General features: G+C 61.1%; 26 protein-coding genes and 1 pseudogene. 14 read left to right on the top strand and 13 right to left on the bottom strand.

Translation table 11 applies throughout. The annotated features are described in order from the left end of the window. The first annotated feature begins 3 nt into the window (after positions 1 to 3). The 4 genes from tatB (at position 4) to K4O48_RS01235 (ending at position 2,421) form a co-directional block, all read left to right on the top strand. Entirely contained in the window at positions 4 to 396 is a 393-nt protein-coding gene (gene tatB / locus K4O48_RS01250; RefSeq protein WP_222910395.1) for a Sec-independent protein translocase protein TatB, read from the top strand. Next, positions 393 to 1,196 (top strand): twin-arginine translocase subunit TatC, encoded by an 804-nt coding sequence (tatC, locus tag K4O48_RS01245; protein WP_222910394.1) that lies wholly within the window; start codon positions 393 to 395, stop codon positions 1,194 to 1,196. The genes tatB and tatC overlap by 4 nt, the downstream gene beginning before the upstream one ends. Next, positions 1,193 to 1,900 (top strand): 16S rRNA (uracil(1498)-N(3))-methyltransferase, encoded by a 708-nt coding sequence (locus K4O48_RS01240; RefSeq protein WP_222910393.1) that lies wholly within the window; start codon positions 1,193 to 1,195, stop codon positions 1,898 to 1,900. The genes tatC and K4O48_RS01240 overlap by 4 nt, the downstream gene beginning before the upstream one ends. Before the next feature lie 101 nt (positions 1,901 to 2,001). Beyond that, the gene (locus tag K4O48_RS01235) at positions 2,002 to 2,421 is read left to right on the top strand and encodes a UPF0158 family protein (protein WP_222910392.1); all 420 of its coding nucleotides are present in this window, start codon (positions 2,002 to 2,004) and stop codon (positions 2,419 to 2,421) included. Between the two features lie 18 nt (positions 2,422 to 2,439). On the opposite strand, the gene dtd is transcribed toward K4O48_RS01235, so the two are convergent. Both dtd and pip read right to left on the bottom strand, forming a co-directional pair. After that, positions 2,440 to 2,877, bottom strand: coding sequence for a D-aminoacyl-tRNA deacylase (dtd, locus tag K4O48_RS01230; protein WP_222910391.1), 438 nt, complete (start codon positions 2,875 to 2,877; stop codon positions 2,440 to 2,442). After that, the gene (pip, locus tag K4O48_RS01225; RefSeq protein WP_222910390.1) at positions 2,877 to 3,848 is read right to left on the bottom strand and encodes a prolyl aminopeptidase; all 972 of its coding nucleotides are present in this window, start codon (positions 3,846 to 3,848) and stop codon (positions 2,877 to 2,879) included. The genes dtd and pip overlap by 1 nt, the downstream gene beginning before the upstream one ends. A gap of 75 nt (positions 3,849 to 3,923) precedes the next feature. On the opposite strand from pip, the gene K4O48_RS01220 reads away from it, so the two are divergent. Then, positions 3,924 to 4,355 carry a hypothetical protein gene (locus K4O48_RS01220; protein ID WP_222910389.1) on the top strand — a complete coding sequence of 144 codons (432 nt, stop codon included), beginning with the start codon at positions 3,924 to 3,926 and terminating at the stop codon, positions 4,353 to 4,355. Positions 4,356 to 4,429: 74 nt separating this feature from the next. Here K4O48_RS01220 and K4O48_RS01215 read toward each other — a convergent pair whose 3' ends face one another. From K4O48_RS01215 to K4O48_RS01195, 5 genes are all read right to left on the bottom strand, one after another. Then, the gene (locus K4O48_RS01215; RefSeq protein WP_222910388.1) at positions 4,430 to 4,981 is read right to left on the bottom strand and encodes a lipocalin family protein; all 552 of its coding nucleotides are present in this window, start codon (positions 4,979 to 4,981) and stop codon (positions 4,430 to 4,432) included. Positions 4,982 to 4,991: 10 nt separating this feature from the next. Continuing rightward, positions 4,992 to 5,246 carry an outer membrane protein assembly factor BamE gene (gene bamE / locus K4O48_RS01210; protein ID WP_222910387.1) on the bottom strand — a complete coding sequence of 85 codons (255 nt, stop codon included), beginning with the start codon at positions 5,244 to 5,246 and terminating at the stop codon, positions 4,992 to 4,994. Between the two features lie 96 nt (positions 5,247 to 5,342). After that, entirely contained in the window at positions 5,343 to 5,945 is a 603-nt protein-coding gene (locus K4O48_RS01205; RefSeq protein WP_222910386.1) for a DUF924 family protein, read from the bottom strand. Positions 5,946 to 5,948: 3 nt separating this feature from the next. Beyond that, positions 5,949 to 6,959, bottom strand: a complete 1,011-nt coding sequence (locus tag K4O48_RS01200) for a class 1 fructose-bisphosphatase (protein ID WP_222910385.1) — start codon at positions 6,957 to 6,959, stop codon at positions 5,949 to 5,951. A 207-nt stretch (positions 6,960 to 7,166) separates the two neighbouring features. After that, a complete protein-coding gene (locus K4O48_RS01195) occupies positions 7,167 to 9,626 on the bottom strand; it encodes a glycogen/starch/alpha-glucan phosphorylase (protein WP_222910384.1) in 2,460 nt (819 codons plus the stop codon). Positions 9,627 to 9,828: 202 nt separating this feature from the next. Between K4O48_RS01195 and K4O48_RS01190 the strand changes: the two genes are divergently transcribed. The 3 genes from K4O48_RS01190 (at position 9,829) to K4O48_RS01180 (ending at position 11,839) form a co-directional block, all read left to right on the top strand. Then, positions 9,829 to 10,233, top strand: coding sequence for a YkgJ family cysteine cluster protein (locus tag K4O48_RS01190; protein WP_260523685.1), 405 nt, complete (start codon positions 9,829 to 9,831; stop codon positions 10,231 to 10,233). Positions 10,234 to 10,365: 132 nt separating this feature from the next. Beyond that, the gene (locus K4O48_RS01185; RefSeq protein ID WP_222910382.1) at positions 10,366 to 10,818 is read left to right on the top strand and encodes a thioesterase domain-containing protein; all 453 of its coding nucleotides are present in this window, start codon (positions 10,366 to 10,368) and stop codon (positions 10,816 to 10,818) included. A 358-nt stretch (positions 10,819 to 11,176) separates the two neighbouring features. Continuing rightward, on the top strand, positions 11,177 to 11,839 hold the full coding sequence (locus tag K4O48_RS01180; protein WP_260523684.1) for an ABC transporter substrate-binding protein: 663 nt from the start codon (positions 11,177 to 11,179) through the stop codon (positions 11,837 to 11,839). 21 nt (positions 11,840 to 11,860) lie between these two features. Here K4O48_RS01180 and K4O48_RS01175 read toward each other — a convergent pair whose 3' ends face one another. Next, on the bottom strand, positions 11,861 to 12,556 hold the full coding sequence (locus K4O48_RS01175) for a carbonic anhydrase (RefSeq protein WP_222910381.1): 696 nt from the start codon (positions 12,554 to 12,556) through the stop codon (positions 11,861 to 11,863). 131 nt (positions 12,557 to 12,687) lie between these two features. Beyond that, positions 12,688 to 13,596, bottom strand: a complete 909-nt coding sequence (gene glsB, locus K4O48_RS01170) for a glutaminase B (protein WP_222910380.1) — start codon at positions 13,594 to 13,596, stop codon at positions 12,688 to 12,690. A gap of 161 nt (positions 13,597 to 13,757) precedes the next feature. Here glsB and K4O48_RS01165 point away from each other — a divergent pair, with 161 nt between their 5' ends. Both K4O48_RS01165 and K4O48_RS01160 read left to right on the top strand, forming a co-directional pair. Next, a complete protein-coding gene (locus tag K4O48_RS01165) occupies positions 13,758 to 14,204 on the top strand; it encodes a GNAT family N-acetyltransferase (protein WP_222910379.1) in 447 nt (148 codons plus the stop codon). A 226-nt stretch (positions 14,205 to 14,430) separates the two neighbouring features. Next, positions 14,431 to 14,826, top strand: coding sequence for a hypothetical protein (locus K4O48_RS01160; RefSeq protein WP_222910378.1), 396 nt, complete (start codon positions 14,431 to 14,433; stop codon positions 14,824 to 14,826). 136 nt (positions 14,827 to 14,962) lie between these two features. Here the strand turns inward: K4O48_RS01160 and oadA are convergent, their stop codons facing one another. Further along, positions 14,963 to 16,780: a sodium-extruding oxaloacetate decarboxylase subunit alpha gene (gene oadA, locus K4O48_RS01155; protein WP_222910377.1), complete on the bottom strand. Its 1,818-nt coding sequence runs from the start codon at positions 16,778 to 16,780 to the stop codon at positions 14,963 to 14,965. A gap of 10 nt (positions 16,781 to 16,790) precedes the next feature. Next, positions 16,791 to 18,206: an acetyl-CoA carboxylase biotin carboxylase subunit gene (locus K4O48_RS01150; protein WP_222910376.1), complete on the bottom strand. Its 1,416-nt coding sequence runs from the start codon at positions 18,204 to 18,206 to the stop codon at positions 16,791 to 16,793. A gap of 224 nt (positions 18,207 to 18,430) precedes the next feature. Here K4O48_RS01150 and K4O48_RS01145 point away from each other — a divergent pair, with 224 nt between their 5' ends. Further along, the gene (locus tag K4O48_RS01145) at positions 18,431 to 19,393 is read left to right on the top strand and encodes a LysR family transcriptional regulator (RefSeq protein WP_312846492.1); all 963 of its coding nucleotides are present in this window, start codon (positions 18,431 to 18,433) and stop codon (positions 19,391 to 19,393) included. On the opposite strand, the gene K4O48_RS01140 is transcribed toward K4O48_RS01145, so the two are convergent. Then, positions 19,335 to 19,550, bottom strand: a complete 216-nt coding sequence (locus K4O48_RS01140) for a PA3496 family putative envelope integrity protein (RefSeq protein ID WP_222910375.1) — start codon at positions 19,548 to 19,550, stop codon at positions 19,335 to 19,337. The two genes, K4O48_RS01145 and K4O48_RS01140, sit on opposite strands and share 59 nt — an antisense overlap. 114 nt (positions 19,551 to 19,664) lie before the next feature. After that, positions 19,665 to 20,531, bottom strand: coding sequence for a transcriptional regulator HexR (gene hexR, locus K4O48_RS01135; protein WP_222910374.1), 867 nt, complete (start codon positions 20,529 to 20,531; stop codon positions 19,665 to 19,667). Between the two features lie 318 nt (positions 20,532 to 20,849). Here hexR and zwf point away from each other — a divergent pair, with 318 nt between their 5' ends. The 3 genes and pseudogenes from zwf (at position 20,850) to ectB (ending at position 24,728) form a co-directional block, all read left to right on the top strand. After that, positions 20,850 to 22,274: a glucose-6-phosphate dehydrogenase gene (gene zwf / locus K4O48_RS01130; protein ID WP_409518956.1), complete on the top strand. Its 1,425-nt coding sequence runs from the start codon at positions 20,850 to 20,852 to the stop codon at positions 22,272 to 22,274. A gap of 645 nt (positions 22,275 to 22,919) precedes the next feature. Continuing rightward, positions 22,920 to 23,351, top strand: a pseudogene (ectA, locus tag K4O48_RS01125) (diaminobutyrate acetyltransferase); the annotation flags it as partial. A gap of 99 nt (positions 23,352 to 23,450) precedes the next feature. After that, positions 23,451 to 24,728: a diaminobutyrate--2-oxoglutarate transaminase gene (gene ectB, locus K4O48_RS01120; protein WP_222911921.1), complete on the top strand. Its 1,278-nt coding sequence runs from the start codon at positions 23,451 to 23,453 to the stop codon at positions 24,726 to 24,728. Positions 24,729 to 24,730: the final 2 nt, after the last annotated feature.

Raw genomic sequence — 24,730 nt, 5'->3', positions numbered from 1 at the left:
GCCATGTTCGATATCGGCTTCACTGAACTGCTGCTGATCGGCCTGGTCGCGCTGTTCGTACTCGGCCCCGAGCGTTTGCCCGGCGCCGTGCGCACCGCAGGCTTGTGGATCGGCCGGGCCAAGCGCAGCTTCGCCAACATCAAGGCCGAGGTCGAGCGCGAGATCGGCGCTGATGAGATACGCCGGCAGCTGCACAACGAACGCATCCTCGATCTCGAGCGTGAGATGAAGCAGAGCATCATGCCCAGCTCACCAAGCGCATCCAGCACCCCGTCGCCACAGTCTGCCACCCCACCGCCGAACGCGACTGATCTCACGGCATCACCGCCCGCTGAAACCACCCAACCCGCCGAAACGGCCCCCGCACCACGTCCGGACAGACCTGCCGAACCATGAGCAATACCTCCACTGATGATCAGGAAATGCCGCTCATTGCCCACCTGACTGAGCTGCGTAAGCGCTTGCTGCGTTGTGTGGTCGCAATCCTGTTGCTGTTCGGCGCGTTGTTCTATTTTTCCCAGCAGATCTATTCGCTGGTTGCCGCACCGCTCCGGGCTTACTTACCGGAAGGGGCGACCATGATCGCCACGGGTGTGGCTTCGCCCTTTCTGACGCCGTTCAAGCTGACCATGATGGTCGCGCTGTTCTTGTCGATGCCCGTCATCCTCCATCAAATATGGAGCTTCATCGCGCCGGGTCTGTACAAGCACGAGAAGCGCGTTGCAGTGCCGCTGCTTATCTCCAGCATCTTTCTGTTCTACGGCGGCATGGCTTTCGCCTATTTCGTCGTGTTCCCGATCATGTTCGGTTTTTTCGCCAGCGTGACGCCGGAAGGTGTGGCGATGATGACGGACATTGGTCAATACCTTGATTTTGTCCTGACCCTATTTTTCGCCTTCGGTGTGGCCTTCGAAATCCCGGTGGCGACCTTTCTGCTGATCTGGGTCGGCATCGTCGATGTCGCCACGCTACGCAAAAGCCGCCCTTACGTCGTCGTTGGCTGCTTTGTGGTGGGCATGGTGCTGACACCGCCGGACGTCTTCTCGCAGGCGCTGCTCGCCATCCCCATGTGGCTGCTGTTCGAAGCAGGCTTGATCTGCGGCAGCATGGTCAAGAAGCGCGAGGAAGAGTTCCGCGGCGACGCGGACGATGGCGACACGCACACCGGCGACCAGCCACCAGCCCCCCGCTCGTGAACCTGCTGCTGCTGGAGGCGGCCGACTTTGTGGCCGCCGACCGGGTAATCGTGCGTGATCGGCGGCTACAGCATATCCAGGATGTTCACCGCGCCGAAGCGGGCCAAAGCCTGCGAGTCGGCCGCCTCGGCGCCGACATGGGCCATGGCCGGATTCTGCGTCTGGACGCCCACGAGGCGGAGCTGGAAATCTCGTTGACGCAGCCTCCCCCGGCCAAACTGCCGATCACGCTGCTGCTGGCACTCCCCAGACCAAAAATGCTCCGCCGCGTGTTGCAGACGGTCGCCTGCATGGGCGTGCCGCAGCTGGTGTTGCTCAACAGCTACCGCGTGGAAAAGAGTTTCTGGCAAACCCCGTTTCTGGAGCCTGCCGCCATTCGCGAACAGCTGCTGCTCGGCCTGGAGCAGGCGCGCGACACGGTCCTTCCGGAAGTAAGCATCGAGAAGCGCTTCAAGCCCTTCGTCGAGGATCGCCTGCTCCAACTGACTGCCGGCACCCAAGGCCTGGTCGGTCACCCTGGCGACTACCCGTCCTGCCCACGCGCCGTGACAGGCCCGGTGACGCTGGCGATCGGACCGGAAGGCGGATGGATACCGTACGAAATCGACAAGTTGTCTGAAGCCGGCCTGCAGCCGGTGCAGCTGGGCGATCGTATTCTGCGCGTGGAAACCGCTGTCAGCGCGCTGCTGGCGCGCCTGTTCTGAGCGTCAGCGTGTAGACGGCCAGCTACCGATACCGATGAACGTAATGCACGCATCTTCGCCGAGCAGGTCAGACATACTGAACCCAAACAGTAGTAACCGCTATGCGACCGTTGACCATTGATCTACACCGCCTGGAGTACGCGCTGGACAATCGCGACGCCAGCGAGCATTACCTCGATCTCGAGTCAGGTGAAATCCGTGCGCTCTTTCCCGGCGAAACAGCACCAGGCGTGAACGACAAGTATGACGTTCAGGAAGACCGTTTTCTGCACATCGAGCCGCTTGAACTCGCCCAGTCAATCGCTATGCGTGAGGCGTTTCTGTTTACCCAGCACGACCCCAACGCTCATGCAGTGTTGAGTGACGCTTTGCAGGGCCGCAAGCCGCTGCGAACGTTCGACTTCAAGCTGGAGGACTTCCCGGAAGTTCGCCAGGCCTGGCTGGATTACCAGACCGTACAGCTGCGTGAGTACGCCATCACGTGGCTTCATGAAAACGGGCTTGAGCCCTCGAAGCGCTGATCGAACCGAGCGTCGCCCTCAGCTTTCAAGCAGGAAGGTCACCGGGCCGTCGTTTTGAAGGTGCACCTGCATCTCGGCTCCGAAACGACCACAGGCAACCTCGGGGTGTTGTCGGTGGGCCTGAGCGAGCACGTAGTCGTACATTTCTTCGCCGAGCATCGGCGGTGCCGCGCTGGAAAAGCTCGGCCTCAGACCGCTGCCCGTGTCAGCCGCCAAGGTGAACTGAGAAACCAGCAACAGGCCGCCCCCAACGTCACTCACGGAACGGTTCATCTTGCCCTGCTCATCGCTGAACACCCGATAACGCAGAAGCTTGTGCAGCAGCTTGTCGGCTCGGGCGTGGTCATCGTCACGCTCCACCCCGAGGAGCACCAGCAGCCCAACGTCGATGCTCCCCACCACTTCGCCCGCCACTTCGACCCGCGCGTGTCGCACACGCTGGATCAGCGCCTTCATCAGGCCTCCTCAGGTGGCAGATCGAGCAAACGCTTCGCGATGTCCGCCGCGGCACGCACCAGGGCGTCACAAATGCCCGGCTCCGACGCGGAATGTCCTGCTTCGCGGATGATCTGCAATTCACTGTTGGTCCATGCCTCGTGTAGCTCCCAGGCATTCTCCAGCGGGCATATGACGTCATAGCGACCATGCACGATGATGCCTGGCAGGTGCGCAATCTTGTGCATGTTACGCAACAGCTGATCGGGCTCGAGGAATGCGTTATTGACGAAGTAATGGCACTCGATGCGGGCCATGGCCAGTGCGCGATGGGTGTCGGAGAAGCGATCGACCACCTGGGTATTCGGCCGCAACGTGGCCGTACGCCCCTCCCAGCAGGACCAGGCCTTGGCCGCATGCATCTGGGCAATCTGATCGGTTCCAGTCAGCCGCTTGTAGTAGGCCTGCATCAGATCGCCGCGCTCCTCCGGTGGAATCGGCGAGAGAAAGTCCTGCCAGTAATCGGGAAACAGTCGGCTGGCACCTTCTTGGTAAAACCAGGAGAATTCCTTCGGTCGACAGAGAAAGATGCCGCGCAGGATCAATGCATGTACGTGCTCGGGAAATGCCTGAGCGTAGGCCAGCGACAACGTAGAGCCCCAGGACCCGCCGAACAGGACCCACTTATCGAGGCCGAGGTACTCGCGAATTCGCTCCATGTCGGCGATCAGGTGCGCAGTGGTGTTGTTTTCCAGGCTCGCGTGGGGCGTGGAACGCCCGCAGCCACGCTGATCGAACGTGATGATCCGGTAAAGGTTCGGGTCGAAGAAGCGCCGACTCAGCGCATCGCAACCTCCGCCAGGCCCGCCATGCACGAACACCACAGGCAGGCCCTCCGGCGACCCACTCTCGTCGACATAAAGCACGTGCGGCGCTTCGACCGCCAGCTCATGCCGAGCGTAGGGTTTGATCTCCGGATACAAGGTCTGCATGGCACACTCCATGGTCGGTAGGTCGGGGACTTGCCTGGCGTTTCCGGCATCATAACGAGGTTCGAGAGGTTCGGCATGCCCCTATGGAAATTAGCCGCAACGGTGGCGATAGCAGCGCTGGTGCTGGCCGGTTGTAGCCGGGAGGACTCCCAGGCCGCACTGGAATCCGCCGCGCAGTCACTGCAGGACAGTATCGGAGGGAAGGATAACGACGCGCTGATGGCTCGAATTCATCCTGAATTCAGCGCCAACCAGCAGCTTGATCGGGAGTGGGTACGCCGCACCGCGGCGCTGATGTTTCTGCGTCACGGCAACGTTGGGGTGATTGCGCTCAACCCCCAGAGCTGGATTGACCCCACGTACCCGGACAAGGGCTACAGCGAAGCTCAGGTGGCATTAACAGGTGCCGAGCGCTGGCTGCCTCAGCGCGTCGGCCATTATCACGTCAAGCTCGAGTGGTGGCGGGAAGACGGCGAGTGGCTCCTGGCGCGGTTGGATTGGGATTAACCGCAGCCATCACCTTTCAATGTGCCCGACGCGTGTCCGCCCACTAGAGAGAGACTTGAGCGGGCCGGCGGCGATCAACTCGGCTCTGATTCACCGCGCCAGATAAGCCCACTGACGTCGTAACCGCGCTGACGCGCTTCATCCAGCAGTTTGTCACGCGTCGCCGCATTGACTTCCGGTTCGCGTGACAACAGCCAGAGATAGTCCCGATCCGGGCTACCCACCAGCGCTACGCTGTAGTCATTATCGAGGTAGAGAATCCAGTAGTGGCCCTTGGTCAGTCCTGGAAAGAGATTGCTGAACCAGTTATCGAAGCGCACCCAAAGCTTGTCGGTCTGCCCCGCCTGCTGAGGAACCGCCTCGCCTTCCGCCTGCTGCCATTCCCCGTCCTTGGTCTCACAACGATTGGTCACCGCGACGTTGCCGTCATCCTGCAGGCGGTAATTTGCTTCGGAGCGGATGCAGTTACGCTGAAAGAACATTGGCAAACGCGCCAGCTCGTACCAGGTGCCCTGATACCGCTCGAGATCGACATTCCCGACCGTCATCGGTGCGTCGGTATCCGACCCTGACCGTGCACATCCAGCGATCAGCAACGTGCAGCACAACGCGATGAATAGACGCATGGGAACTCCCTTATTTGAGGCCTTGGCCCGAGAACATCATGACCTTGTCTCCGGCAAACTGAATGCTGATGAAGCGATTCTTCTGCCCCCAAGTGCAACTCGACATGCCCAGTGCCCCGGCGCACTCACCTGGTTTCCCGAGCAGTTCTTCGACTTCAGCGCGGGACATTCCAGCCTGCAGCTTGGCGAAGTTCTCCTGCGTCACCGGGCTGCACGCAGCCAACAGCACAACAGTGGTGAGCAGTAATAAATGGCGCAACGACATGATGGGTTCCTTTGAAGGTCGGCAGCTGCCGTGCTTGGCCGCGCCTGGCTAGTAATAACTTAGGAAGCGGGCCGCTTGGGAGGTTCCGCGCCGCGACTAGAAGCGCGAACCGGGTTCGGCGAGAAAAGCCCGCTCGGCCTCGCTAGAGTCCCGCCCCAGTGCGCTATTGCGGTGGGGAAATCGACCAAAACGCGCAATCACGCTCCGATGACGTTCTGCAAAGTCCAGAAATTCACCAAAAAGCTTCTGCTCGTCGGCACTCGCGATGCTGAGCAGCAATTCGAATTGCTGCACCGCCAGATCTTGCATGCTGAGGTTTTCCGCATGCTCGAGCACCAGATAGATAAACACACGCTGAATCGGCGCCAAGAGCACATCGCCGCCGTGGGCCATGCCGTCGCGTACGAGCTGAAGTGCTCGCTCATCGCCGGCAAACGCCTGTGCGGTGCCTCGATAAATCATTCGTGGCAGCTGATCGAGCAGCAGTACCAGGGCCAGCCAACCCTGTGGCGATTGAGCCCAGGCGTCCAGCTCGCCTGCCTGCGCCTTGTCGGTCAGTTCACCGAAGCGCTGACGCGCCTCAGCGTCCTGTTCAGCCCGGTAGCCAAACCAAAGCCCTTGCTTTTGCCTGGCGATCTCAGCAGCGCTGGCGCCTTCGCCGAACCACCAGTTCAGCAGTTCCAGCCATGGCGCCTGCATCAGTCAGGCCTGGTGATAGCCGGTGACGCGCTCGACTTCTTCCTTGGAGCCCAGGAAGACCGGTACGCGTTGATGCAGCGATTCGGGCTGGACGTCGAGGATACGCTGAGTGCCGGTCGTGGCGGCGCCGCCGGCCTGCTCGATGATGAATGACATCGGGTTGGCTTCGTACATCAACCGCAGCTTGCCGGCCTTGCCCGGCTCACGGGAATCGCGTGGGTACATGAACATGCCGCCACGGGTCAAAATGCGATGCACATCGGCCACCATGGAGGCGATCCAGCGCATGTTGTAATTCTTGTTCAAGGGGCCTTCGGTGCCAGCCAACAGCTCGCCAACGTAACGCTGCACCGGTGCTTCCCAATGGCGCTGATTGGACATGTTGATGGCGAATTCAGCCGTGCTTTCCGGTACGCAGATGTCCTCGTGGGTTAGCACGAAGCTGCCCAGCTCGCGATCCAGCGTGAAGCCCATAACGCCATTGCCCAGCGTCAGCATCAGCATGGTCTGCGGTCCGTAGATGGCGTAACCGGCCGCCACCTGCTTGGTGCCTGGCTGAAGGAACGCCTCTTCACCCAGCGCGTCGTTCTGTGTGAAGCATTCACCGGGACAACGCAGCACCGAGAAGATAGTGCCAACCGACACGTTGACGTCAATGTTGCTGGACCCATCCAGCGGATCGAACACCAGCAGATAGGCCCCTTTGGGGTACTTGCCGGGGATCTGATAAGCATTGTCCATTTCTTCCGAGGCCATGCCGGCCAGGTGACCGCCCCACTCGTTGGCTTCGAGCAGGATCTCGTTGGACAGCACGTCCAGCTTCTTCTGCACTTCGCCCTGGATGTTCTCGCTATGGGCGCTGCCAAGCACGCCGCCCAGCGCACCCTTGGATACCGCGTGGCTGATTTCCTTGCACGCTCGAGCCACTACCTCGATAAGGAAGCGCAGATCTGCAGGGGTGTTGTTGCTGCGGGTCTGCTCAATCAAGTAGCGACTCAGGGTTACGCGTGACATGGAATGGCTCCGGAGGATGGAAAAACCCGCGCAGTTTAGCAGGCCAGGGGGAATCTAACCCTCCCTCAGACCTGCCAACAGGGCGCGGAGTTCAGCGAGGCGGCAAAGTGCCTTCAACGCTGTGCCTCCGCCCTCCCCGAACCGGGAGCATCCTCAAACGGCCTGCCAGCTCCGCTCAACGGAGCCAACCAGGCCGCGCGCCCATACTCAGAGCACTTTCCAGATTTCCTCGGCGTATTCCCGAATAGTGCGATCCGATGAGAACCAGCCGGTGCGGGCCGTATTCAACACGGCTGAGCGCCACCAGCTATCAGCATCACGCCAGCGCGCTTCGACCTCAAGCTGCGCCTGCCAGTACGCCTCGAAATCGGCACAGACCATGAAGGTGTCGTGCCATGTCAGCCCATCGATCAAGGCGGTGTAACGGGCCGGGTCCTCAGCGGAGAAGGCACCGTCGCGGATCGCCATCAGCACTTCATTAAGCCGCGGAGACCCAATGATGGTGGCCTCGGCGCTGTACTCGTTGGCCTGCTTGCGCGCCTCGACTTCCTGGGCGGTCATGCCGAAGATGAACATGTGCTCAGCACCGATCTGCTCGCACATTTCGACGTTGGCGCCATCCAGCGTGCCAATGGTCAGCGCGCCGTTGAGGGCGAACTTCATGTTGCTGGTTCCCGACGCCTCGAGCCCTGCGGTGGATATCTGTTCGGACAGGTCGGCGGCCGGGATGATCCGCTCGGCGAGACTGACGTTGTAGTTGGGCAGGAACACGACCTTCAGCAGGCCCCGTACCGTCGGGTCGTCGTTAATGGTCCGCGCGATGTCGTTGGTCAATTTGATGATCAGTTTGGCCGTGTGATAACTGGCCGCCGCCTTGCCGGCGAAGATCTTCACGCGCGGAACCCAATGGCCGCCCGGATCAGAGCGAATCGCCTGATACAGCGCGACGGTATGCAGCAGGTTCAGCAACTGACGCTTGTATTCGTGGATGCGCTTGACGTGCACATCGAACAACGCATTCGGATCGACGCTGATGCCCAGACGCTCCTGAATCATGCGCGCAAGCAATTGCTTGTTGCCCAGGCGCTGCGCGGCGAAGCGTGCGCGGAAGTTGGGTTGGTCGGCATACGGTTCGAGCTGGCGCAACAGAGTTTCCGGCGAGTCCAATAACTCTTCGCCAACATGCTCGACCAGCAGTTGGGTCAGCTGCGGGTTGGACTGATACAGCCAGCGCCGGAAGGTGATGCCATTGGTTTTGTTGCTGATGCGTTTGGGGTACAGCGAATGCAGATCGGTGAAGACCGTCTCGCGCATCAAACCGGTGTGCAATGCCGAGACGCCGTTGACGCAGTGCGAGCCCAGGAACGCCAGGTTACCCATGCGCACACGGCGGCCATGCCCTTCCTCGATGAGCGAGACTGAGCGCAGCAGATCGAGGTCGTGGATGCCGCGTTCGCGCAACGCATCGAGATGCTGGGCGTTGATCAGGTAGATGATCTGCATATGGCGCGGCAGCAGCCGCTCCATCAGGCCCACCGGCCAAGTCTCCAGCGCCTCGGGCAGCAGCGTATGGTTGGTGTAGGACAAGGTGCCGACGGTCAGCTCCCAAGCCTTGCGCCACGGAATGTCGTTCACGTCGACGAGCAATCGCATCAGCTCCGCCACCGCAATAGCCGGGTGCGTGTCATTGAGCTGGATCGCGGCGAACTCGGGCAGGTTCATCAGCGTGCCGCGCTGTTCCATGTGCCGGCGCAGCAGGTCCTGCAAGGAGGCGGCGACGAAGAAATACTCCTGTCGCAGGCGCAGCTCCTGCCCCGCTTCGGTGCTGTCGGCCGGATACAGCACCCGCGAAATGCTCTCCGCCCGCGCTTCTTCGGCCACCGCGCCGATGTGGTCGCCGGCATTGAAACGCTCCAGATGGAAGTCCGCCTCTGCACGCGCGCGCCACAGACGCAGGGTATTGACGCTGGCGCCCCGCCAGCCGACGACTGGCGTGTCGTAGGCGATGGCTCGGACCCCTTCGGCCCAATGCCAGAAATGCTTGGGCTGATCGCCGCCACCGCCATCGACCGGCATCGCCGCCACGCTGCCGCCAAAGCCGATCAGGTAGCTGACTTCGGGGCGCTCGAATTCCCAGGGATTGCCGAAATTCAGCCAGGTTTCGGTCTGCTCGTGCTGCCAACCATCGACGATCGCCTGACGAAACAGGCCATGATCGTAGCGAATACCGTAACCATGCGCGGCCACGCCGAGCGTCGCCATACTCTCCATGAAACAGGCCGCTAACCGCCCCAGCCCGCCGTTGCCCAACGCCGCGTCGGGCTCCAGCACGCGGATGCGCTCGAAGTCCACGTCGACGCCCGCAAGTGCATCGCGCGCCACGTCGAGCAGGCCCAAGTTGCTCAAGCTATCGGTCAGCAAACGGCCAATCAGGAATTCCAGCGAGAGGTAATACACACGCTTCTTGCCCTGGCGATAACCTTCCCGCGTCCGGTCCATCCACTGATCGATCATCCGATCACGGGTCGCCAGCGCTACCGCCTCGAACCAATCATGATCGGATGCATGTTCCGGGTCCTTGCCGATCGAGTAGGTCAGCTTGCTGATGATCGAGTTACGGAAGGCTGCGACTTCGTCGGCGTTGGGAGCGTTCGATTCTTGCGTCATGGACAGACCTCGTGAGCGGAATATTAGGAAATGAGGGGTTCATGGCAGCACCGGGCCACCTCGGCAAAAAGGCAATGCAGACAGGTTTGCAGGTTTCGGCTGAGTCTGCGCGACCGTCTGTCCGGCGTTCGACTCGTCGGATTCGCTGGAAATTCCACGCGGGGTCGTTATGATCGCGCGCCGCCCTTATCGATGCCGCTTCGTGAAGACTCGACTGATTGCTTCTGCCGACCCCGACCGCCTGGAAACCTGGGCTCGCTATAGCAATGGATTGTGCGGTGATTGCCGGGCAACCTGCTGCACGCTGCCGATCGAAGTGCGCATAGACGACCTGATTCGCTTGGAGGCCGTCGATGCCTTCGAACGTGATGAACCGGCCAAGCAGATCGCCAAACGCCTGAGCAAAGCGGGCATCATCGAGCACTTCAATCAAAAGCACGGGCTTTTTACCCTCACCCGGATGACCAACGGCGACTGCCTGTACCTCGATCGGCAAACCCGCTTATGCACGGTATACGCCAAGCGGCCCGATACCTGCCGCAACCATCCGCGGGTTGGCCCGCGGCCGGGGTATTGCGCGTACCAGCAGAAAACTGCTGCTCGCTGAGTCGCTAACGGTGCCGCTGACTGGCCTTTTGGCTGCTTAAAAAAAGCGCGAGTGGACCACTGGCAATCTCGTGACTCAGCAGTCATGCTTGACGTCTGCCTGTATCTGCAAACGTTTTGGGAACCCCCCGGCATGAGCCGCGACAGCCGCTATCTGGAAGCCATTCTTCATCACGACATCCCACTCACTCGGGCCATGGGCCTGCGCGTTGAGCATTGGGAAAACCATGAGCTGCGCCTGAAAGTCCCGCTGCAAGCGAACATCAACCACAAGAGCAGCATGTTCGGCGGCAGCCTGTATTGCGCGTCGGTGCTGGCGGGATGGGGCTGGTTGCACCTGCGCCTGCGCGAGGCAGGGATCGAAGACGGACACATCGTCATTCAGGAGGGACAGATCGACTATCCCCTGCCGGTGCTGGATGACGCGACCGCGATTTGCTCCGCACCAGACGAGGGTGCCTGGGACCGGTTCGAAGCGATCTACCGACGCCGGGGCCGCTCTCGCCTGACGCTACACAGCCGGATTCTGGCAGCCGACGGTCGCGACGCGGTGCGCTTCACGGGCCAATTCGTACTGCACAAGTAATCACTGCCAGACGGCCCACAATTCCTCAGTGCGCTGACCGTCCCGGTCGCGCACTCGCCCGCCTGCGTCAACTGCCCAATCCCCTCGCTACAGACAACATCTCGGCTGATTCCTGCCTGCGAACAAACGCGAATCGCGGCACGCTGAGCCAACCGAGCGCTGGCGAGCTATCTACCGGCGAACTACCCTTCAATGGCCAACAACAAAAACACAGCGTCAAGGAGCCGATGCCAAGGGCCGTTCCTGCAAAGCCATCCTATCGCTCAGCCTGCTGCTCACCCTAAGCAGTGCGGCTCACGCGGAATTACCGACCAACTATCAAATCATTCTGCAAACCGACAATTTCCCACCGTTCAACATGGGGCCGAACCATAAGAACTTCGCCCGCGGCGACGAGGTTCAAGGGATTGCAACAGACACCGTAAGGGAAATTTTCAAGCGTGCCGGTATCGGCTATAGCCTCACCCTTCGATCGCCCTGGGATCGCCTCTACAACCAGACGCTTACGGATACCGGGCACGGCCTCTTTTCAGTGACGCGCACTGAACACAACGAAAGGCAATTCAAATGGGTGGGTCCGCTGGCCCGTTACGAGAGCGTCCTGCTTGCCAGCGCGGACAGGCCAATCGAGGTGAACACGCTGAGCCAGGCCAAGGGACTCGAAATCGGCGCGCAAAAAAGCAGTGGCGTCAGCCAGTACCTCGAGAGCCAAGGCCTACGCCCGATTGACAGCCTCAGCGAAGACGAGAATCTGCGCAAACTGCTCAGTGGTCGCCTCGACCTGTGGGCGACTGCCGATCCGGTCTGGCGTTACTACGCCAAGGCGCAAGGCGCCGAAGAGCTCAAACCCGTACTCAAATATCGCGCTGAAGATCTGTACCTGGCGCTGCACAAAGACACCCCCGACGAAGCCGTCCAGCGCCTGCAGCATGCACTCAATGACGTCATCGACGAGGGCTATGCCGGCTGCAGCAAAACCCCCGACCTCTGCTATTTGATCCGCGACCGCAAGGCGCCGTGACCGCATCGACGGCGGTCCGCCTCACACGTAGCGCGATTTCGGTGTCGCCATCGGCAGGGGACCATCGCCAATCAGGCGGAACTCACCGCGTGCTGCATCGTACGCGCGGATCTCGCTGGTGCCGATGTTGTACACCCAGCCATGAATGAACAGCTGACCGCTGGCGAGCCGCGCCGCCACTGACGGGTGGGTGCGCAGGTGATCGAGTTGGGCCAGCACGTTTTCCTCGGTGAGAATGCCCAGGGTGTTGTGGTCGGCGCAGCCGCAATTTTCTTCCACCACCGTACGAGCCACCTCGGCATGCCGCAGCCAGGTCTTGACGGTTGGCATGCCATCCAGGCTGGCCGGGTTCAACACCGCCTTCATCGCCCCACAATCGGAATGGCCGCACACGATGATGTGGTGAACGCCGAGCGCCATCACGGCGAACTCGATAGCAGTCGACACGCCGCCATTCATGATGCCGTACGGCGGCACGATATTGCCGACATTGCGGGTGACGAACAGGTCGCCGGGCGAACTTTGCGTGATCAGCTCAGGCAGGATGCGCGAGTCCGCGCAGGTGATGAACATCGCACGTGGTGTCTGCTCGTGGGCCAGTTTATTGAACAGCTCACGCTGCTGCGGATAAACCTCCTCACGAAACTGCATGACACCGGCGATCAGGTTGTCGAGCGCCTCCTGCGCCGTTTCGGTCGTCTTGTCTTCGAGACTCATAACGCGATCTCTCTCTTGGTTGGTTAGCTACGACGTTGCATGCTTCAGGTCGGACACCGCAGAGATGTGACAGACCGTGACAATGACCGGGAACCCCGTCCCCGGCCGGGTGAATCAAGAACCGATGTCGCTCAGAAGATAGACCAGCCGATGCGCTGAGACAGTTTCTCCAGTGCCGCCATACCGATCAGCGAATTGCCGGCCTGATTCAACTCGGGCGACCAGACGCATACCGTGAAGCGCCCCGGCACCACCGCGACGATGCCGCCACCCACCCCGCTCTTGCCCGGCAGGCCAACGCGATAGGCGAAGTTGCCGGCCTCATCGTAGAGTCCACTGGTGGCCATGATGGCATTGACCTGCTTGGCCTGCCGCGGGCTTAACACCGGCTCGCCACCATTCAGGCATGCGCCGTCGCGGGCGAGAAAACCAAATGCACGAGCCAGATCGACGCAGCTCATGCGCAGGGCACAGTGATGGAAATAGCTGCGCAGCACCGCCTCGACATCGTTGTGAAAATTGCCGAAGGCCTGCATCAGGTAAGCCATCGCGGCGTTACGCGCGCGGTACTGGTACTCCGACTCAGCAACCCGTGAATCGGAGACAATCAGCGGGTTGCCAGACAGGTGTCGCACGAAATCGCGCATCGACAAAGCCGGCACCGCGAAGCGCGACTGGTTGATATCGCAAATCACCAAGGCACCGGCGTTGATAAATGGGTTGCGTGGCCGGCCGCGCTCAAACTCCAGCTGCACCAGCGAGTTGAACGGCTGACCGGACGGCTCATGCCCCAGCCGGTCCCAGAGCGATTCACCACTGTGCTGGATCGCTTGGACCAGGCTGAACACCTTGGAAATGCTCTGGATCGAGAACAGCGTTTTCGCATCGCCGGCGTGGTAGAGCTCGCCGTCGGCGCTGTAGACGGCGATGCCCAGCTGATTGGCCGGCACGTCCGCCAGGGCTGGAATGTAATCGGCCACCTTGCCCTGCCCGAGTAATGGGCGGACGTCATCCAGGATTTCGTTCAACAGGTTCTGCATACAGGTCCCATGGGTGGAAAAGTCGCAGCACGCCAGTGCATTGCCGCGCCGGCCATTTGCGTCCTAGGCTACAGACGCCAGGCAAACGATGATCATCACAGCCAATCCCAGACCCTGCCGCAGGCCTTCCAATGTCCCAATCAACAGCAGACGGAACCCGCATGTCGCCTATTCAAATCCGACCCGTAACGGCCGATGACCACGACGCCTGGCTGGCGCTGTGGCTGGGCTACCTGAACTTCTACCAAACCGAGCTGCCCGCTGAGATCAGCGCGAACACGTGGCGACGCTTCCTCGACCCCACCGAACCCACCCACGCCGCACTGGCTTGGCAGGATGGGAAGGCGCACGGCCTGGTGCAGTGGATCTTTCACCGCTCCAACTGGACCGTCGAAGACAGCTGTTATCTGCAAGATCTGTTCGTCAGTCCGGAACTGCGCGGCACCGGCGTCGGACGTCGATTGATCGAACACGTCTACGCCGAGGCCCGCGCCGCCGGCAGCTCGAAAGTGCACTGGCTGACTCACGAGAGCAACCACACCGGGATGCAACTTTACGAGCGCATCGCCGAGCGTTCCGGCTTCCTGCAGTACCGTCATGCGCTTTGACCAGCAGGCCTGACCCCTCCAAACGCACCTCCACAGCAAGGCCGAGGGTCCAGAGCAGTAGCGCTACATTGACCCCGCGGTGGTTGAGGCAACCGCTCGACCTCGGTTTTGCGACTGCGCCGTTCAGCGCCACGGTTTCGCCATCATCCATGCGCGGGGGTATAGTGCCGCCCGCTATACAGGGCGCGGTTTGTGCCCTGGGCATCACCACAAGGAACGAATCGATATGACGTTGAAACGAGCGGCGAGCCTGTTGGCACTCGCTATCTTCCTCAGCGGTTGCTCCACCGCGACCTATTTCAAGCTGCCGGAACACAGCCAGGTGTCCGCCTATGAGCGACCGCAGCAATACTCCCAGGGCCTGGTTAAGACCCGTCCGTTCTTCTGGACCGCCGCTGGCGGCATTCCCTACAAGCTCAACAATGATCAGGGCGAACTGCTGCAGCAAGGCAAACTGCGTGCGCGATTCCGCGTCGCGTCGATCTTCTGGCCACCCGGCGGCATCATCTACTGGCCGATGGGCTTCGGTCAGCGCTGCTATGACCTGACCGGCGCCGAACCGCTGACCTGCACCCAAGGCGATCTAATGGAGCTGCGCAAGCAAACCCGCCTGAAGCGCTGAGTTGTTTCTGTAAAGCGCGCTGCTTGATCGGAGCAGCATCAGCGATCCGATGCTTGGCCGGTTGCTCCCGGATCGCTCGATAATCAGCAGACCGCGAAAAAAAAGGGGAGCCTCGCGGCTCCCTAAGGGACATCTGTTAGGCCTCGATCTCGATCAGCAGATCACCGGGAGTCACCCGGTCACCCTTGGCCACGTGAACCGCCTTGACTGTGCCGGCAATCGGCGCCTGGATCTCGGTCTCCATCTTCATCGCTTCGCTGATCAGCACGGCCTGGCCGGCTTTGACCACATCGCCCTCCTTGACCAGCACATCGACCACATTGCCCGGCATGCTGGTGCTCACGTCACCCGGACCGTTGGCCTGTTTGCGCTGGCCACTGCCACTGCCGCCGACGAAGTTATTCAACGGCTCGAACACCACTTCCTCCGGCATGCCATCGATAGAAAGGAAGAAGTGCCGCTTGCCTTCGCCCTTTACGCCGACACCGGTGATATCGACGCGGTAGGTCTCGCCGTGCACATCGATGACGAACTCGGTCGGCACGCCCTCGCCACCGGCGGCACTTACGGCACTGCCATCTGGAATCGGCAGCAGTACCTCCGGCTGCAGCGTGCCCGCTTCACGTTCTTCGAGGAATTTGCGGCCGATGTCGGGGAACATGGCGTAGGTCAGCACGTCTTCTTCGGACTTAGCCAGCGCACCGACCTCCCGCCGCAGCTTGTCCAGCTCGGGCTTGATCAGGTCGGCCGGGCGCACCTCGATGATCTCCTCACCGCCGATTGCCTGGCGTTGCAGCTTGGCGTCGATGGTGCCCGGCGCCTTGCCGTAGCCGCCCTGCAGGTAAAGCTTCACTTCATTGGTAATGGTCTTGTAGCGTTCGCCGGCGAGCACGTTGAAGAACGCCTGGGTGCCGACGATTTGCGAGGTCGGGGTGACCAGCGGCGGGTAGCCCAAGTCCTTGCGTACACGCGGGATCTCGGCCAGCACCTCATCCATGCGGTTGAGCGCGCCCTGCTCCTTGAGCTGGTTGGCCAGGTTGGAAATCATCCCGCCCGGTACCTGATTAACCTGCACACGGGTATCGACGCCGGTGAACTCGCTCTCGAACTGGTGGTACTTCTTGCGCACCGCGTAGAAGTACAGGCCGATCTCCTGCAGCAGCTCCAGATCGAGGCCGGTGTCGTAGGGCGTGCCGCGCAGCGCGGCGACCATGGACTCGGTGCCAGGGTGGCTGGTACCCCAGGCCATGGAGGAAATGGCGGTGTCGATATGGTCGGCACCGCTTTCGATGGCTTTCAACTGACACATGCTGGCGACGCCGGCCGTGTCGTGGGAGTGGATGAACACGGGCAGCTCGATCTCGGCCTTCAGTGCACGGACCAGCTCACCGGTGGCGAACGGCGTGAGCAGGCCGGCCATGTCCTTGATGGCGATGGAATCGACGCCCATGTCGCGCATTACCCGGCCCTGCTCGACGAACAGCTCGACGGTATGCACCGGGCTGGTGGTGTAGGCGATAGTGCCTTGCGCGTGCTTGCCGGTCTTCTTCACTGCGCGAATGGCGGTTTCCAGGTTCCGCACGTCGTTCATCGCATCGAAGATGCGGAACACATCGATACCGTTGTCCGCCGCCTTGGCGCAGAAGGCTTCGACCACGTCATCGGCGTAGTGCCGATAACCCAGCAGGTTCTGCCCTCGCAACAGCATTTGCAGCCGAGTGTTGGGCAGCGCGGCTTTGAGCTGGCGCAGGCGCTCCCACGGATCTTCCTTGAGAAAACGCACGCAGGCATCGAAGGTGGCGCCGCCCCAGACCTCAAGCGACCAGTAGCCGACACGGTCGAGCTTGTCGCAGATGGGCAGCATGTCCTCGGTGCGCATGCGGGTGGCCAGCAGCGACTGGTGGGCGTCACGCAGGATGGTGTCGGTAACGGTGATTTTCTTCTGAGCAGTCATGGTTCGTTCCTCACAGTCCTGCGTGGGCGGCGATGGCGGCAGCGATGGCCAGGGCCAGCTCGCCCGGCTTGCGTTTGATCGAGTAATTCAGCAGTTCCGGATGGTTGTCGACGAAGCTGGTGTTGAACTGCCCGCTACGAAAATCCGGATTGGCGAGAATCTGCTGATAGTAAGTGGCGGTGGTCTTCACGCCCTGCACGCGCATGTCGTCCAACGCGCGGGAGCCGCGAGCCAGCGCTTCTTCCCAGGTCAGCGCCCAGACGATCAGCTTCAGGCACATGGAGTCGTAGTACGGCGGAATGGTGTAACCGGTGTAGATCGCTGTATCGGTGCGCACGCCGGGGCCACCTGGCGCGTAGTAGCGGGTAATCTTGCCGAAGCACGGCAGGAAGTTGTTGCGCGGCTCCTCGGCATTGATGCGGAACTGCAGGGCGAAGCCGCGGTACTGGATATCTTCCTGCTTGACCGAGAGCGGCAGGCCGGAGGCGATGCGGATCTGCTCACGGACAATGTCAATGCCGGTGATTTCCTCGGTGATGGTGTGCTCCACCTGCACGCGAGTGTTCATCTCCATGAAGTACACCTCGCCGTCGGCGAGCAGAAACTCCACAGTGCCGGCGTTCTCGTAACCCACTGCCTTGGCCGCGCGCACCGCCAGGTCGCCGATATAGGCGCGCTGCTCGGGAGTGAGCTGCGGGCTGGGCGCGATCTCAATGAGCTTCTGGTTACGGCGCTGGATCGAGCAGTCGCGCTCGAACAGGTGCACGGTGTTGCCGAAGGAGTCGGCGAGGATCTGCGCCTCGATGTGCTTGGGCTCGACGATGCATTTCTCGAGGAATACATCAGCCGAACCGAAGGCCTTGGTGGCCTCCGAAATCACCCGCGGATAGGCCTGGGCGAGTTCTTCGCGCGAGTTGCAGCGACGGATGCCTCGACCGCCGCCGCCGGACGTGGCCTTGAGCATCACCGGATAGCCGATGCCTTCCGCCGCAGCCAGCGCTTCTTCGACATCCGCCACATTGCCTTCGGTACCCGGCGTGACCGGCACGCCGGCCTTGATCATGCTGCGCCGCGCCTCGGTCTTGTCACCCATGCGGCGAATCACCTCGGCGCTAGGACCAACGAAACGGATGCCACGCTCGGCACAAATCTCCGCCAGCTCGGCGTTTTCAGAAAGGAATCCATAGCCAGGATGCAGCGCATCGCAGCCGGTCTCCACGGCGAGATTCACCAGCTTGCGCGGGTTCAGGTAACCAGCCAGTGGGTCATCCCCGATGAAGTAAGCCTCGTCGGCGCGTTTGACGTGCAGCGCATGGCGGTCGGGCTCGGCGAACACCGCCACCGAACGCACATTCATTTCGGCGCAGGCCCGCACGATGCGGACGGCAATTTCACCGCGGTTGGCGATCAGCAGCTTCTTGATCACGCTGTCATTCCCTCGGTCGATGAGCAGAAGGCGCCGTAAGGGGCCGTGTATTGCCTGCACCCGGTGCAAGCCCTTAAACCCTACGCCCGCGCGCATGATTACTGAAAATGAATAATTGTTTGACTGGGAATAAGTAATTACTTATACCGATCCTGGAACAGCCGGCCCGCCAGCTCTAGAGGCCGATTGAGCCCGCGTAAAACAACCAGAGGGGCGGCGAAACGATGCGAAAAAGCATGATGCGCATAACCCTGCGCCAGCTGCAGATCTTCCGCGCGGTATGTGAAAGCCACTCCTACAGCCGAGCAGCCGAAGAAATGGCCCTCACCCAGCCCGCCGTGAGTTTGCAGATTCGCCAGCTGGAGGAGTTGATCGGCCAACCACTGTTCGAGTACCTGGGCAAAAAGCTCTACCTGACTGCCGCAGCCGAAGCGTTGCAGCGCGCCAGCACGGACATCTTTGGACGCCTGGACAGCCTGGATATGCAGCTGTCCGACCTGCAGGGCTCGTTGCAAGGCCAGCTAAACCTTGCTGTCGAGTCGAGCGCCAAATACATCACGCCGCATCTGTTTGCCGCGTTCAAACGCAAGCACCCGGAGGTCAGTCTGGAACTGGTGGTGGTGAACCACGCGCAGGCGGTCAAGCGCCTGTCGATCAGCCGTGACGATCTGCTGATCATGTCGCAGGTACCAACCGATATGGACCTGGAGTTCATGCCCTTCCTCGATAACCCGATCGTCGCGGTTGCGCCGGTGGATCATCCGTTATGCGCAGCGGATGAGCTCACCCTGCAGGACCTGACGCGTTACCCGCTGCTGATCCGTGAATCCGGATCAGGCACGCGAAAGGCAGGCGAGGACTATCTGCGCCAAAAGCGCGCGCACTTTGCTCAGACAGTACAGGTCGCATCGCTTGATGCGCTGCGTGAAAGCGTGCTGGCAGGGCTCGGCCTGGCCCTGATCCCACGCCACGCCGTGCACCTTGAGTTAGCGCACGGCCTGCTTCGCGAGCTGCCCGTCCAAGAACTGCCGCTTTACCGCAGCTGGTGCGTCGTTCACCCGCGCGGCAAACGGCTAAGCCCCGTCGCGCAGGCGTTCTTTGCCTTCATCCGTGAAGAGCGCGCACAGATCATTGCGCTGGCTGCCCGCTTTGATGGCGCGCCGGCAAGCCGTCCAGCAGTGGGCTGACCATCAGCAGATCAGGAAACTCCATCAGCTGCGCGTGTAACTGGCGCTGCTCGTCGTAGCTTTCGATGGCGCGTCGGAAATGCATGCGACGCTCGTCCTGCTGTTTGCGGCGGGCACGGGCATCGAGGTTGACGTAGGTTTCGCGGTGCTGGGCCATGCTGAACTCCAGAGAAAGGTACTGGGAGGCTCAGCATCGAAGCTATGGGTGACGCTATGAGGACAGGCTGATGACGGTGCGATGACGCTCGACACGGCGCCATTTCGAGCGGGTTCAGTCTTCGTGCGGCTTCACTGACTTGGGCGACAGGCGCAAGCTGCGCAGACTGCGCTTCACGCTCTTGAGGTGGTTGACCAGGCTCGGCCCGCGCGCCATGGCCACACCCATCGCCAGCACGTCGATGACGACGAGATGGGCGATGCGCGATGTTAGCGGCGTGTAGATCTCGGTGTCTTCCTGCACGTCGATGGCCAGATTGATGGTGGCCAGTTCCGCCAGCGGCGTCTGGCTCGGGCAGAGCGTGATCAGCGTGGCACCGGATTCCCGCACCACGTTAGCCGTGATCAGCAAGTCCTTGGAGCGTCCCGATTGTGAAATGCAGATGGCAACGTCGGTGGGTTTGAGCGTGACCGCCGACATGGCCTGCATGTGCGGATCGGAATACGCCGCTGCACTGAGCAGCAACCGGAAGAATTTGTGTTGGGCGTCTGTGGCGACCGCGCCGGATGCACCAAAACCGTAGAATTCCACCCGCTCGGCCTTGGCCATGGCTGCGACCGCACGCTCAAGCGCATCGGAATCCAGGCGCTCGCGCACTTCCATCAGCGTATGCAGCGTGGTGTCAAAAATCTTCAGCGCGAAGTCCGTGACCGAATCGTTTTCGCTGATGGCGAACTGGCCGAAGCTGGCCCCGGCGGCAAGGCTCTGCGCCAGTTTCAGTTTGAGGTCCTGGAACCCCAGGCAACCGATAGCGCGACAGAAGCGCACGATGGTCGGCTCACTGACTCCGACGACATGGGCCAGATCGGCCATGGAACTGTGCATCACGGCAGCCGGATCGAGGAGCACATGGTCGGCCACCTTCAACTCCGACTTGCGTAGCGAACTTCTCGATTGAGCGATGTGTTGCAGCAGGTTCACGTGTCGGACTCGCTATGATCAATACCTGGCAAGCGTGGTCGAACGCTGCGGGTGCGCTCGCAGCCGTCTTGCCGGCTGGTTGTAGTGGGCTTGTAGTTATACTACAAGGCTCGCCGCATCGCCCACCTACGTACCGCTTAAAACCTAAGCGAGGCAGGCAAAACAAGGCAGAAACGGTCGAAGAAGCGGAGTTTACGTGCTTGTAAATGACCATTCTGACGCCGCTTTAACGCAGTATTGCCAGCGCTGACGGTTAAGCGGCACGTCAATCGACGTCTGTCCCACCTTAGGAGTGACGCTGTGTCCATTTCTTGCGACATGCTGGTATTTGGCGGTACCGGCGACCTGGCGCTACACAAACTCATCCCTGCGCTTTATCACCTGCACCGGGAAAAACGGCTGCACGATGACCTGCGGATCTTTGCGATCGCCCGACAGGATATCGACCGCAACGCCTACCTGACCCTGGCCGAGCGGCACTGCCGTGCCGAAATCGCGCGCGCCGATTTCGAGGCCGATGTCTGGAAGACGTTCATTCAGCGCTTCGATTACTTCGCCATGGACGCCACCCAACGTGGCGAGTTCGTCGGTCTTGCCCATCACCTCGGCCAGATCGAAGGCCGGGTGCTCGTGCACTACCTGGCGACTGCGCCGAATCTCTTCGAACCCATCGCCTCCAACCTCGAAAGTGCCGGCCTGGCCGGGGAGAACGCGCGCATCGTGCTGGAAAAGCCCATCGGTCATTCGCTGGACTCGGCGCTCGAGATCAACGAAGCCATTGGCGCCGTGTTTCCCGAGTCGCGGATCTACCGGATCGACCATTATCTGGGCAAAGAAACCGTGCAGAACCTCATGGCGCTGCGCTTCGCTAATGCGCTCTTCGAGCCTATCTGGCGCAGCGGCCACATCGATCACGTTCAGATCACGGTGGCCGAAACCCTCGGCGTCGAGAACCGCGGCAGCTACTACGATCACGCCGGCGCCATGCGCGACATGCTGCAGAACCACCTGCTGCAGCTGCTCTGCCTGGTCGCGATGGAAGCGCCGGTGCGGTTCGATGCCAAATCCATACGCGGCGAGAAGGTCAAAATTCTCGAAGCGCTCAAGCCCATCACTGGCAATGACGTCCAGGACAAGACCGTACGCGGACAATATGTCGCCGGCCACATCGGCGGCCAGGACGTGCAGGCCTATTACTTCGAACACGACGTCGACAACGACAGCGACACCGAAACCTTCGTCGCGGTAAAGGCTGAGATCGACAACTGGCGCTGGGCCGGCGTGCCCTTCTACCTGCGCACCGGCAAACGCATGGCGCGCAAACGCTCTGAGATCATCATCACGTTCAAGCAAGTGCCGCACATGCTCTTCACCAAGGGCGAAGTGAACCGCCTCGTGATCAGCCTGCAGCCGGAGGAAAGCATCAGTCTGCAGCTGATGGCCAAGGCGCCAGGCAAGGGTATGCAGCTCGAGCCCGTTGAACTCGATCTGAACCTCGCGCACGCCTTCAGCAGCACCCGTCGCTGGGAAGCTTACGAGCGCTTGCTGCTGGACGTCATCGAAGGCGACTCGACGCTGTTCATGCGCCGCGACGAGGTCGAGGCCGCTTGGAACTGGGTCGATCCGATTCTGCGTGGTTGGCACAGCCATTACCGTAAACCGCGGCCCTATCCGGCCGGCACCGATGGCCCGGAACAGGCCCGCCAGCTGATCGAACATCAAGGCCGTCGCTGGTGGCGATGAGGCGCGAGCCCGTCGCGCCCTGAAGGCGCCTCAGCCTGCGAAACAGAGCGGCTCGCCGCTCTTTGCCACAACTAACTCAGCAGCAACTCGACAACTAGCGGGATAACTTTCCGCGGCCACCCAATATCGACTCGCCACAAAAATTTCATTGAATGGGACGAAGTCGTCAATCTCGCCGGCGCATATGCCGGCGTTCCGGTTCCTATATGTCCGCTTGGGCCCGGTAGTTACGCGACCATAATTGGCTTCAATTCAAACCCAACTTCCGCTGCTTAATCCACGCCATTTCCGGCCGCACACTCACTGCGTCCGGCACCACGCGGAACCTCGCCAGAAAGCCCGTCTTTACTGGGTTCGGCACACCCTGGCCGCGGCGAGCGCCGCACTCGCAATGGCAGGCGAGGCGCCCCGGTGCTAGCCGCTAGATATTCGCCTGAATGTAGAAAACATCAGCGCGCCAGACTGATACGCAACTCGGCGTAATTTCGCGCGCTCAAGGAAAAGTTCAAATCTCCCGATATTCGGCGAACTTCTGCGATATCGGCGAACAATCCATGCGGAAGCGGGACATCGCGGGTTGAGATTAAATTTTCGATGTGTTTATTCTAATAAAGGATTTCAATCAACAACCCCAAAGGACTTGTTTTGAGTATTCCTACCGTAACGCTCCGTCGCCCAACCGACGGCGACGGTTCTGCCCTCCACGACCTGGTAGCCCGTTGCCAGCCTCTGGATATCAATTCGGTGTATTGCAACCTTCTGCAGTGCTCGGATTTCGCTGACACCTCCATCGCGGCCGAAGATGCAAATGGCCAGTTGGTAGGTTTCATTTCCGGTTACCGTCCGCCCGCTCGCCCCGACACGTTGTTCGTCTGGCAAGTCGCGGTAGACGCCTCGATGCGCGGCCAGGGTCTGGCTCTGCGCATGCTGATGGCCCTGGTCACTCGGGTCGCCAGAGAACAGGGCGTCCGCCACCTCGAAACGACAATCTCGCCAGACAACGGCGCCTCCCAGGCATTGTTCAAGAAAGCCTTCGCTCAGCTGGAGACCGACTACAGCACTCGCACGCTGTTCTCCCGCGCCAAGCATTTCGCTGGCCAACACGAAGACGAAGAGCTGTACCGAGCGGGTCCGTTCGACGCCACCGACTCTCGACAAAGAATTGAAGGAAACCCCATGCAAACGTTCGAAAAGCACGAATCCGGTGTTCGCAGCTACTGCCGATCTTTTCCGGTTGTCTTCAAGCAAGCCCGCGGCGCTGAACTGATTACCCGCGAAGGCAAGCACTACATCGATTTCCTCGCCGGTGCCGGCACGCTCAACTACGGGCACAATCACCCGGTACTGAAGCAGGCACTGCTCGACTACATCAGCGAAGACGGCATTACCCATGGCCTGGACATGTACTCAGACGCCAAAGAGCGATTCCTGTCGACGTTCGACCGGTTGATCCTCAAGCCGCGCAACATGGATTACGTCATGCAGTTCACCGGCCCGACCGGCACCAACGCGGTCGAAGCCGCGCTGAAACTGGCGCGCAAGGTGACAGGTCGCAACAACATCATCAGCTTCACCAACGGCTTCCACGGCTGCAGCATCGGCGCCTTGGCGGCGACCGGTAACAAGCACCACCGTGGCGCAGCTGGCGTGCCGCTGACGGATGTGAGCCGCATGCCCTACGCCAACTACTTTGGCGACAAGGTGAACACCATCGGCATGATGGACAAGCTGCTCACCGATCCGTCCAGTGGCATCGACAAGCCCGCGGCAGTCATCGTCGAGGTTGTGCAGGGCGAAGGCGGCCTGAACGCGGCCTCCGCCGACTGGATTCGCAAGCTGGAAAAGCTCTGCCGCAAGCACGACATGCTGCTGATCGTCGACGACATTCAGGCCGGTTGCGGCCGTACCGGCAGCTTCTTCAGCTTCGAAGAAATGGGCATCAAGCCGGACATGATCACCCTGTCCAAGTCACTCTCGGGCTACGGCCTGCCGTTCGCCATGGTGCTGCTGCGCAAGGAGCTGGACCAGTGGAAGCCGGGCGAACACAACGGCACCTTCCGCGGCAACAACCATGCGTTCGTCACCGCCGCCGCTGCCATCGAGCATTTCTGGAGCAATGACGAGTTCGCCAAGAGCGTGCAGGCCAAAGGCAAACGCATCGCCGACGGCATGCACAAGATCGTGCGCCGCTACGGCCCCGATTCGCTGTTCGTCAAAGGCCGCGGCATGATGATTGGCATCAGCTGCCCAGACGGCGACACCGCCGCTGCGATCTGCCGTCACGCCTTCGAAAACGGCCTGGTCATCGAAACCAGTGGCGCGCACAGCGAAGTGGTCAAGTGCCTTTGCCCGCTGATCATCAGCGAAGAGCAGATCGACAAGGCCATGAGCATTTTGGATAAAGCCTTCGCCGCCGTGATGTCCGAGCAGGACACCAACAAGGCCGCTTCCTGAGG

The sequence above is a fragment of the Pseudomonas sp. DNDY-54 genome (genome assembly GCF_019880365.1).
Classification (GTDB): Bacteria; Pseudomonadota; Gammaproteobacteria; order Pseudomonadales; family Pseudomonadaceae; genus Stutzerimonas; species Stutzerimonas stutzeri_P.
The sequence above is the reverse complement of the archived record's forward strand: the minus strand, read 5'-3'. Positions and strand labels throughout refer to the sequence as shown.

Excerpts from the sequence above, each read along its gene's own strand:
- tatB (WP_222910395.1), top strand. The coding sequence starts at position 4 with ATGTTCGATATCGGCTTCACTGAACTGCTGCTGATCGGCCTGGTCGCG.
- tatC (WP_222910394.1), top strand. The coding sequence starts at position 393 with ATGAGCAATACCTCCACTGATGATCAGGAAATGCCGCTCATTGCCCAC.
- K4O48_RS01235 (WP_222910392.1), top strand. The coding sequence starts at position 2,002 with ATGCGACCGTTGACCATTGATCTACACCGCCTGGAGTACGCGCTGGAC.
- dtd (WP_222910391.1), bottom strand. The coding sequence starts at position 2,877 with ATGAAGGCGCTGATCCAGCGTGTGCGACACGCGCGGGTCGAAGTGGCG.
- pip (WP_222910390.1), bottom strand. The coding sequence starts at position 3,848 with ATGCAGACCTTGTATCCGGAGATCAAACCCTACGCTCGGCATGAGCTG.
- K4O48_RS01220 (WP_222910389.1), top strand. The coding sequence starts at position 3,924 with ATGCCCCTATGGAAATTAGCCGCAACGGTGGCGATAGCAGCGCTGGTG.
- K4O48_RS01215 (WP_222910388.1), bottom strand. The coding sequence starts at position 4,981 with ATGCGTCTATTCATCGCGTTGTGCTGCACGTTGCTGATCGCTGGATGT.
- bamE (WP_222910387.1), bottom strand. The coding sequence starts at position 5,246 with ATGTCGTTGCGCCATTTATTACTGCTCACCACTGTTGTGCTGTTGGCT.
- K4O48_RS01205 (WP_222910386.1), bottom strand. The coding sequence starts at position 5,945 with ATGCAGGCGCCATGGCTGGAACTGCTGAACTGGTGGTTCGGCGAAGGC.
- K4O48_RS01200 (WP_222910385.1), bottom strand. The coding sequence starts at position 6,959 with ATGTCACGCGTAACCCTGAGTCGCTACTTGATTGAGCAGACCCGCAGC.
- K4O48_RS01195 (WP_222910384.1), bottom strand. The coding sequence starts at position 9,626 with ATGACGCAAGAATCGAACGCTCCCAACGCCGACGAAGTCGCAGCCTTC.
- K4O48_RS01185 (WP_222910382.1), top strand. The coding sequence starts at position 10,366 with ATGAGCCGCGACAGCCGCTATCTGGAAGCCATTCTTCATCACGACATC.
- K4O48_RS01180 (WP_260523684.1), top strand. The coding sequence starts at position 11,177 with ATGGGGCCGAACCATAAGAACTTCGCCCGCGGCGACGAGGTTCAAGGG.
- K4O48_RS01175 (WP_222910381.1), bottom strand. The coding sequence starts at position 12,556 with ATGAGTCTCGAAGACAAGACGACCGAAACGGCGCAGGAGGCGCTCGAC.
- glsB (WP_222910380.1), bottom strand. The coding sequence starts at position 13,596 with ATGCAGAACCTGTTGAACGAAATCCTGGATGACGTCCGCCCATTACTC.
- K4O48_RS01165 (WP_222910379.1), top strand. The coding sequence starts at position 13,758 with ATGTCGCCTATTCAAATCCGACCCGTAACGGCCGATGACCACGACGCC.
- K4O48_RS01160 (WP_222910378.1), top strand. The coding sequence starts at position 14,431 with ATGACGTTGAAACGAGCGGCGAGCCTGTTGGCACTCGCTATCTTCCTC.
- oadA (WP_222910377.1), bottom strand. The coding sequence starts at position 16,780 with ATGACTGCTCAGAAGAAAATCACCGTTACCGACACCATCCTGCGTGAC.
- K4O48_RS01145 (WP_312846492.1), top strand. The coding sequence starts at position 18,431 with ATGCGAAAAAGCATGATGCGCATAACCCTGCGCCAGCTGCAGATCTTC.
- K4O48_RS01140 (WP_222910375.1), bottom strand. The coding sequence starts at position 19,550 with ATGGCCCAGCACCGCGAAACCTACGTCAACCTCGATGCCCGTGCCCGC.
- zwf (WP_409518956.1), top strand. The coding sequence starts at position 20,850 with ATGCTGGTATTTGGCGGTACCGGCGACCTGGCGCTACACAAACTCATC.
- ectB (WP_222911921.1), top strand. The coding sequence starts at position 23,451 with ATGCAAACGTTCGAAAAGCACGAATCCGGTGTTCGCAGCTACTGCCGA.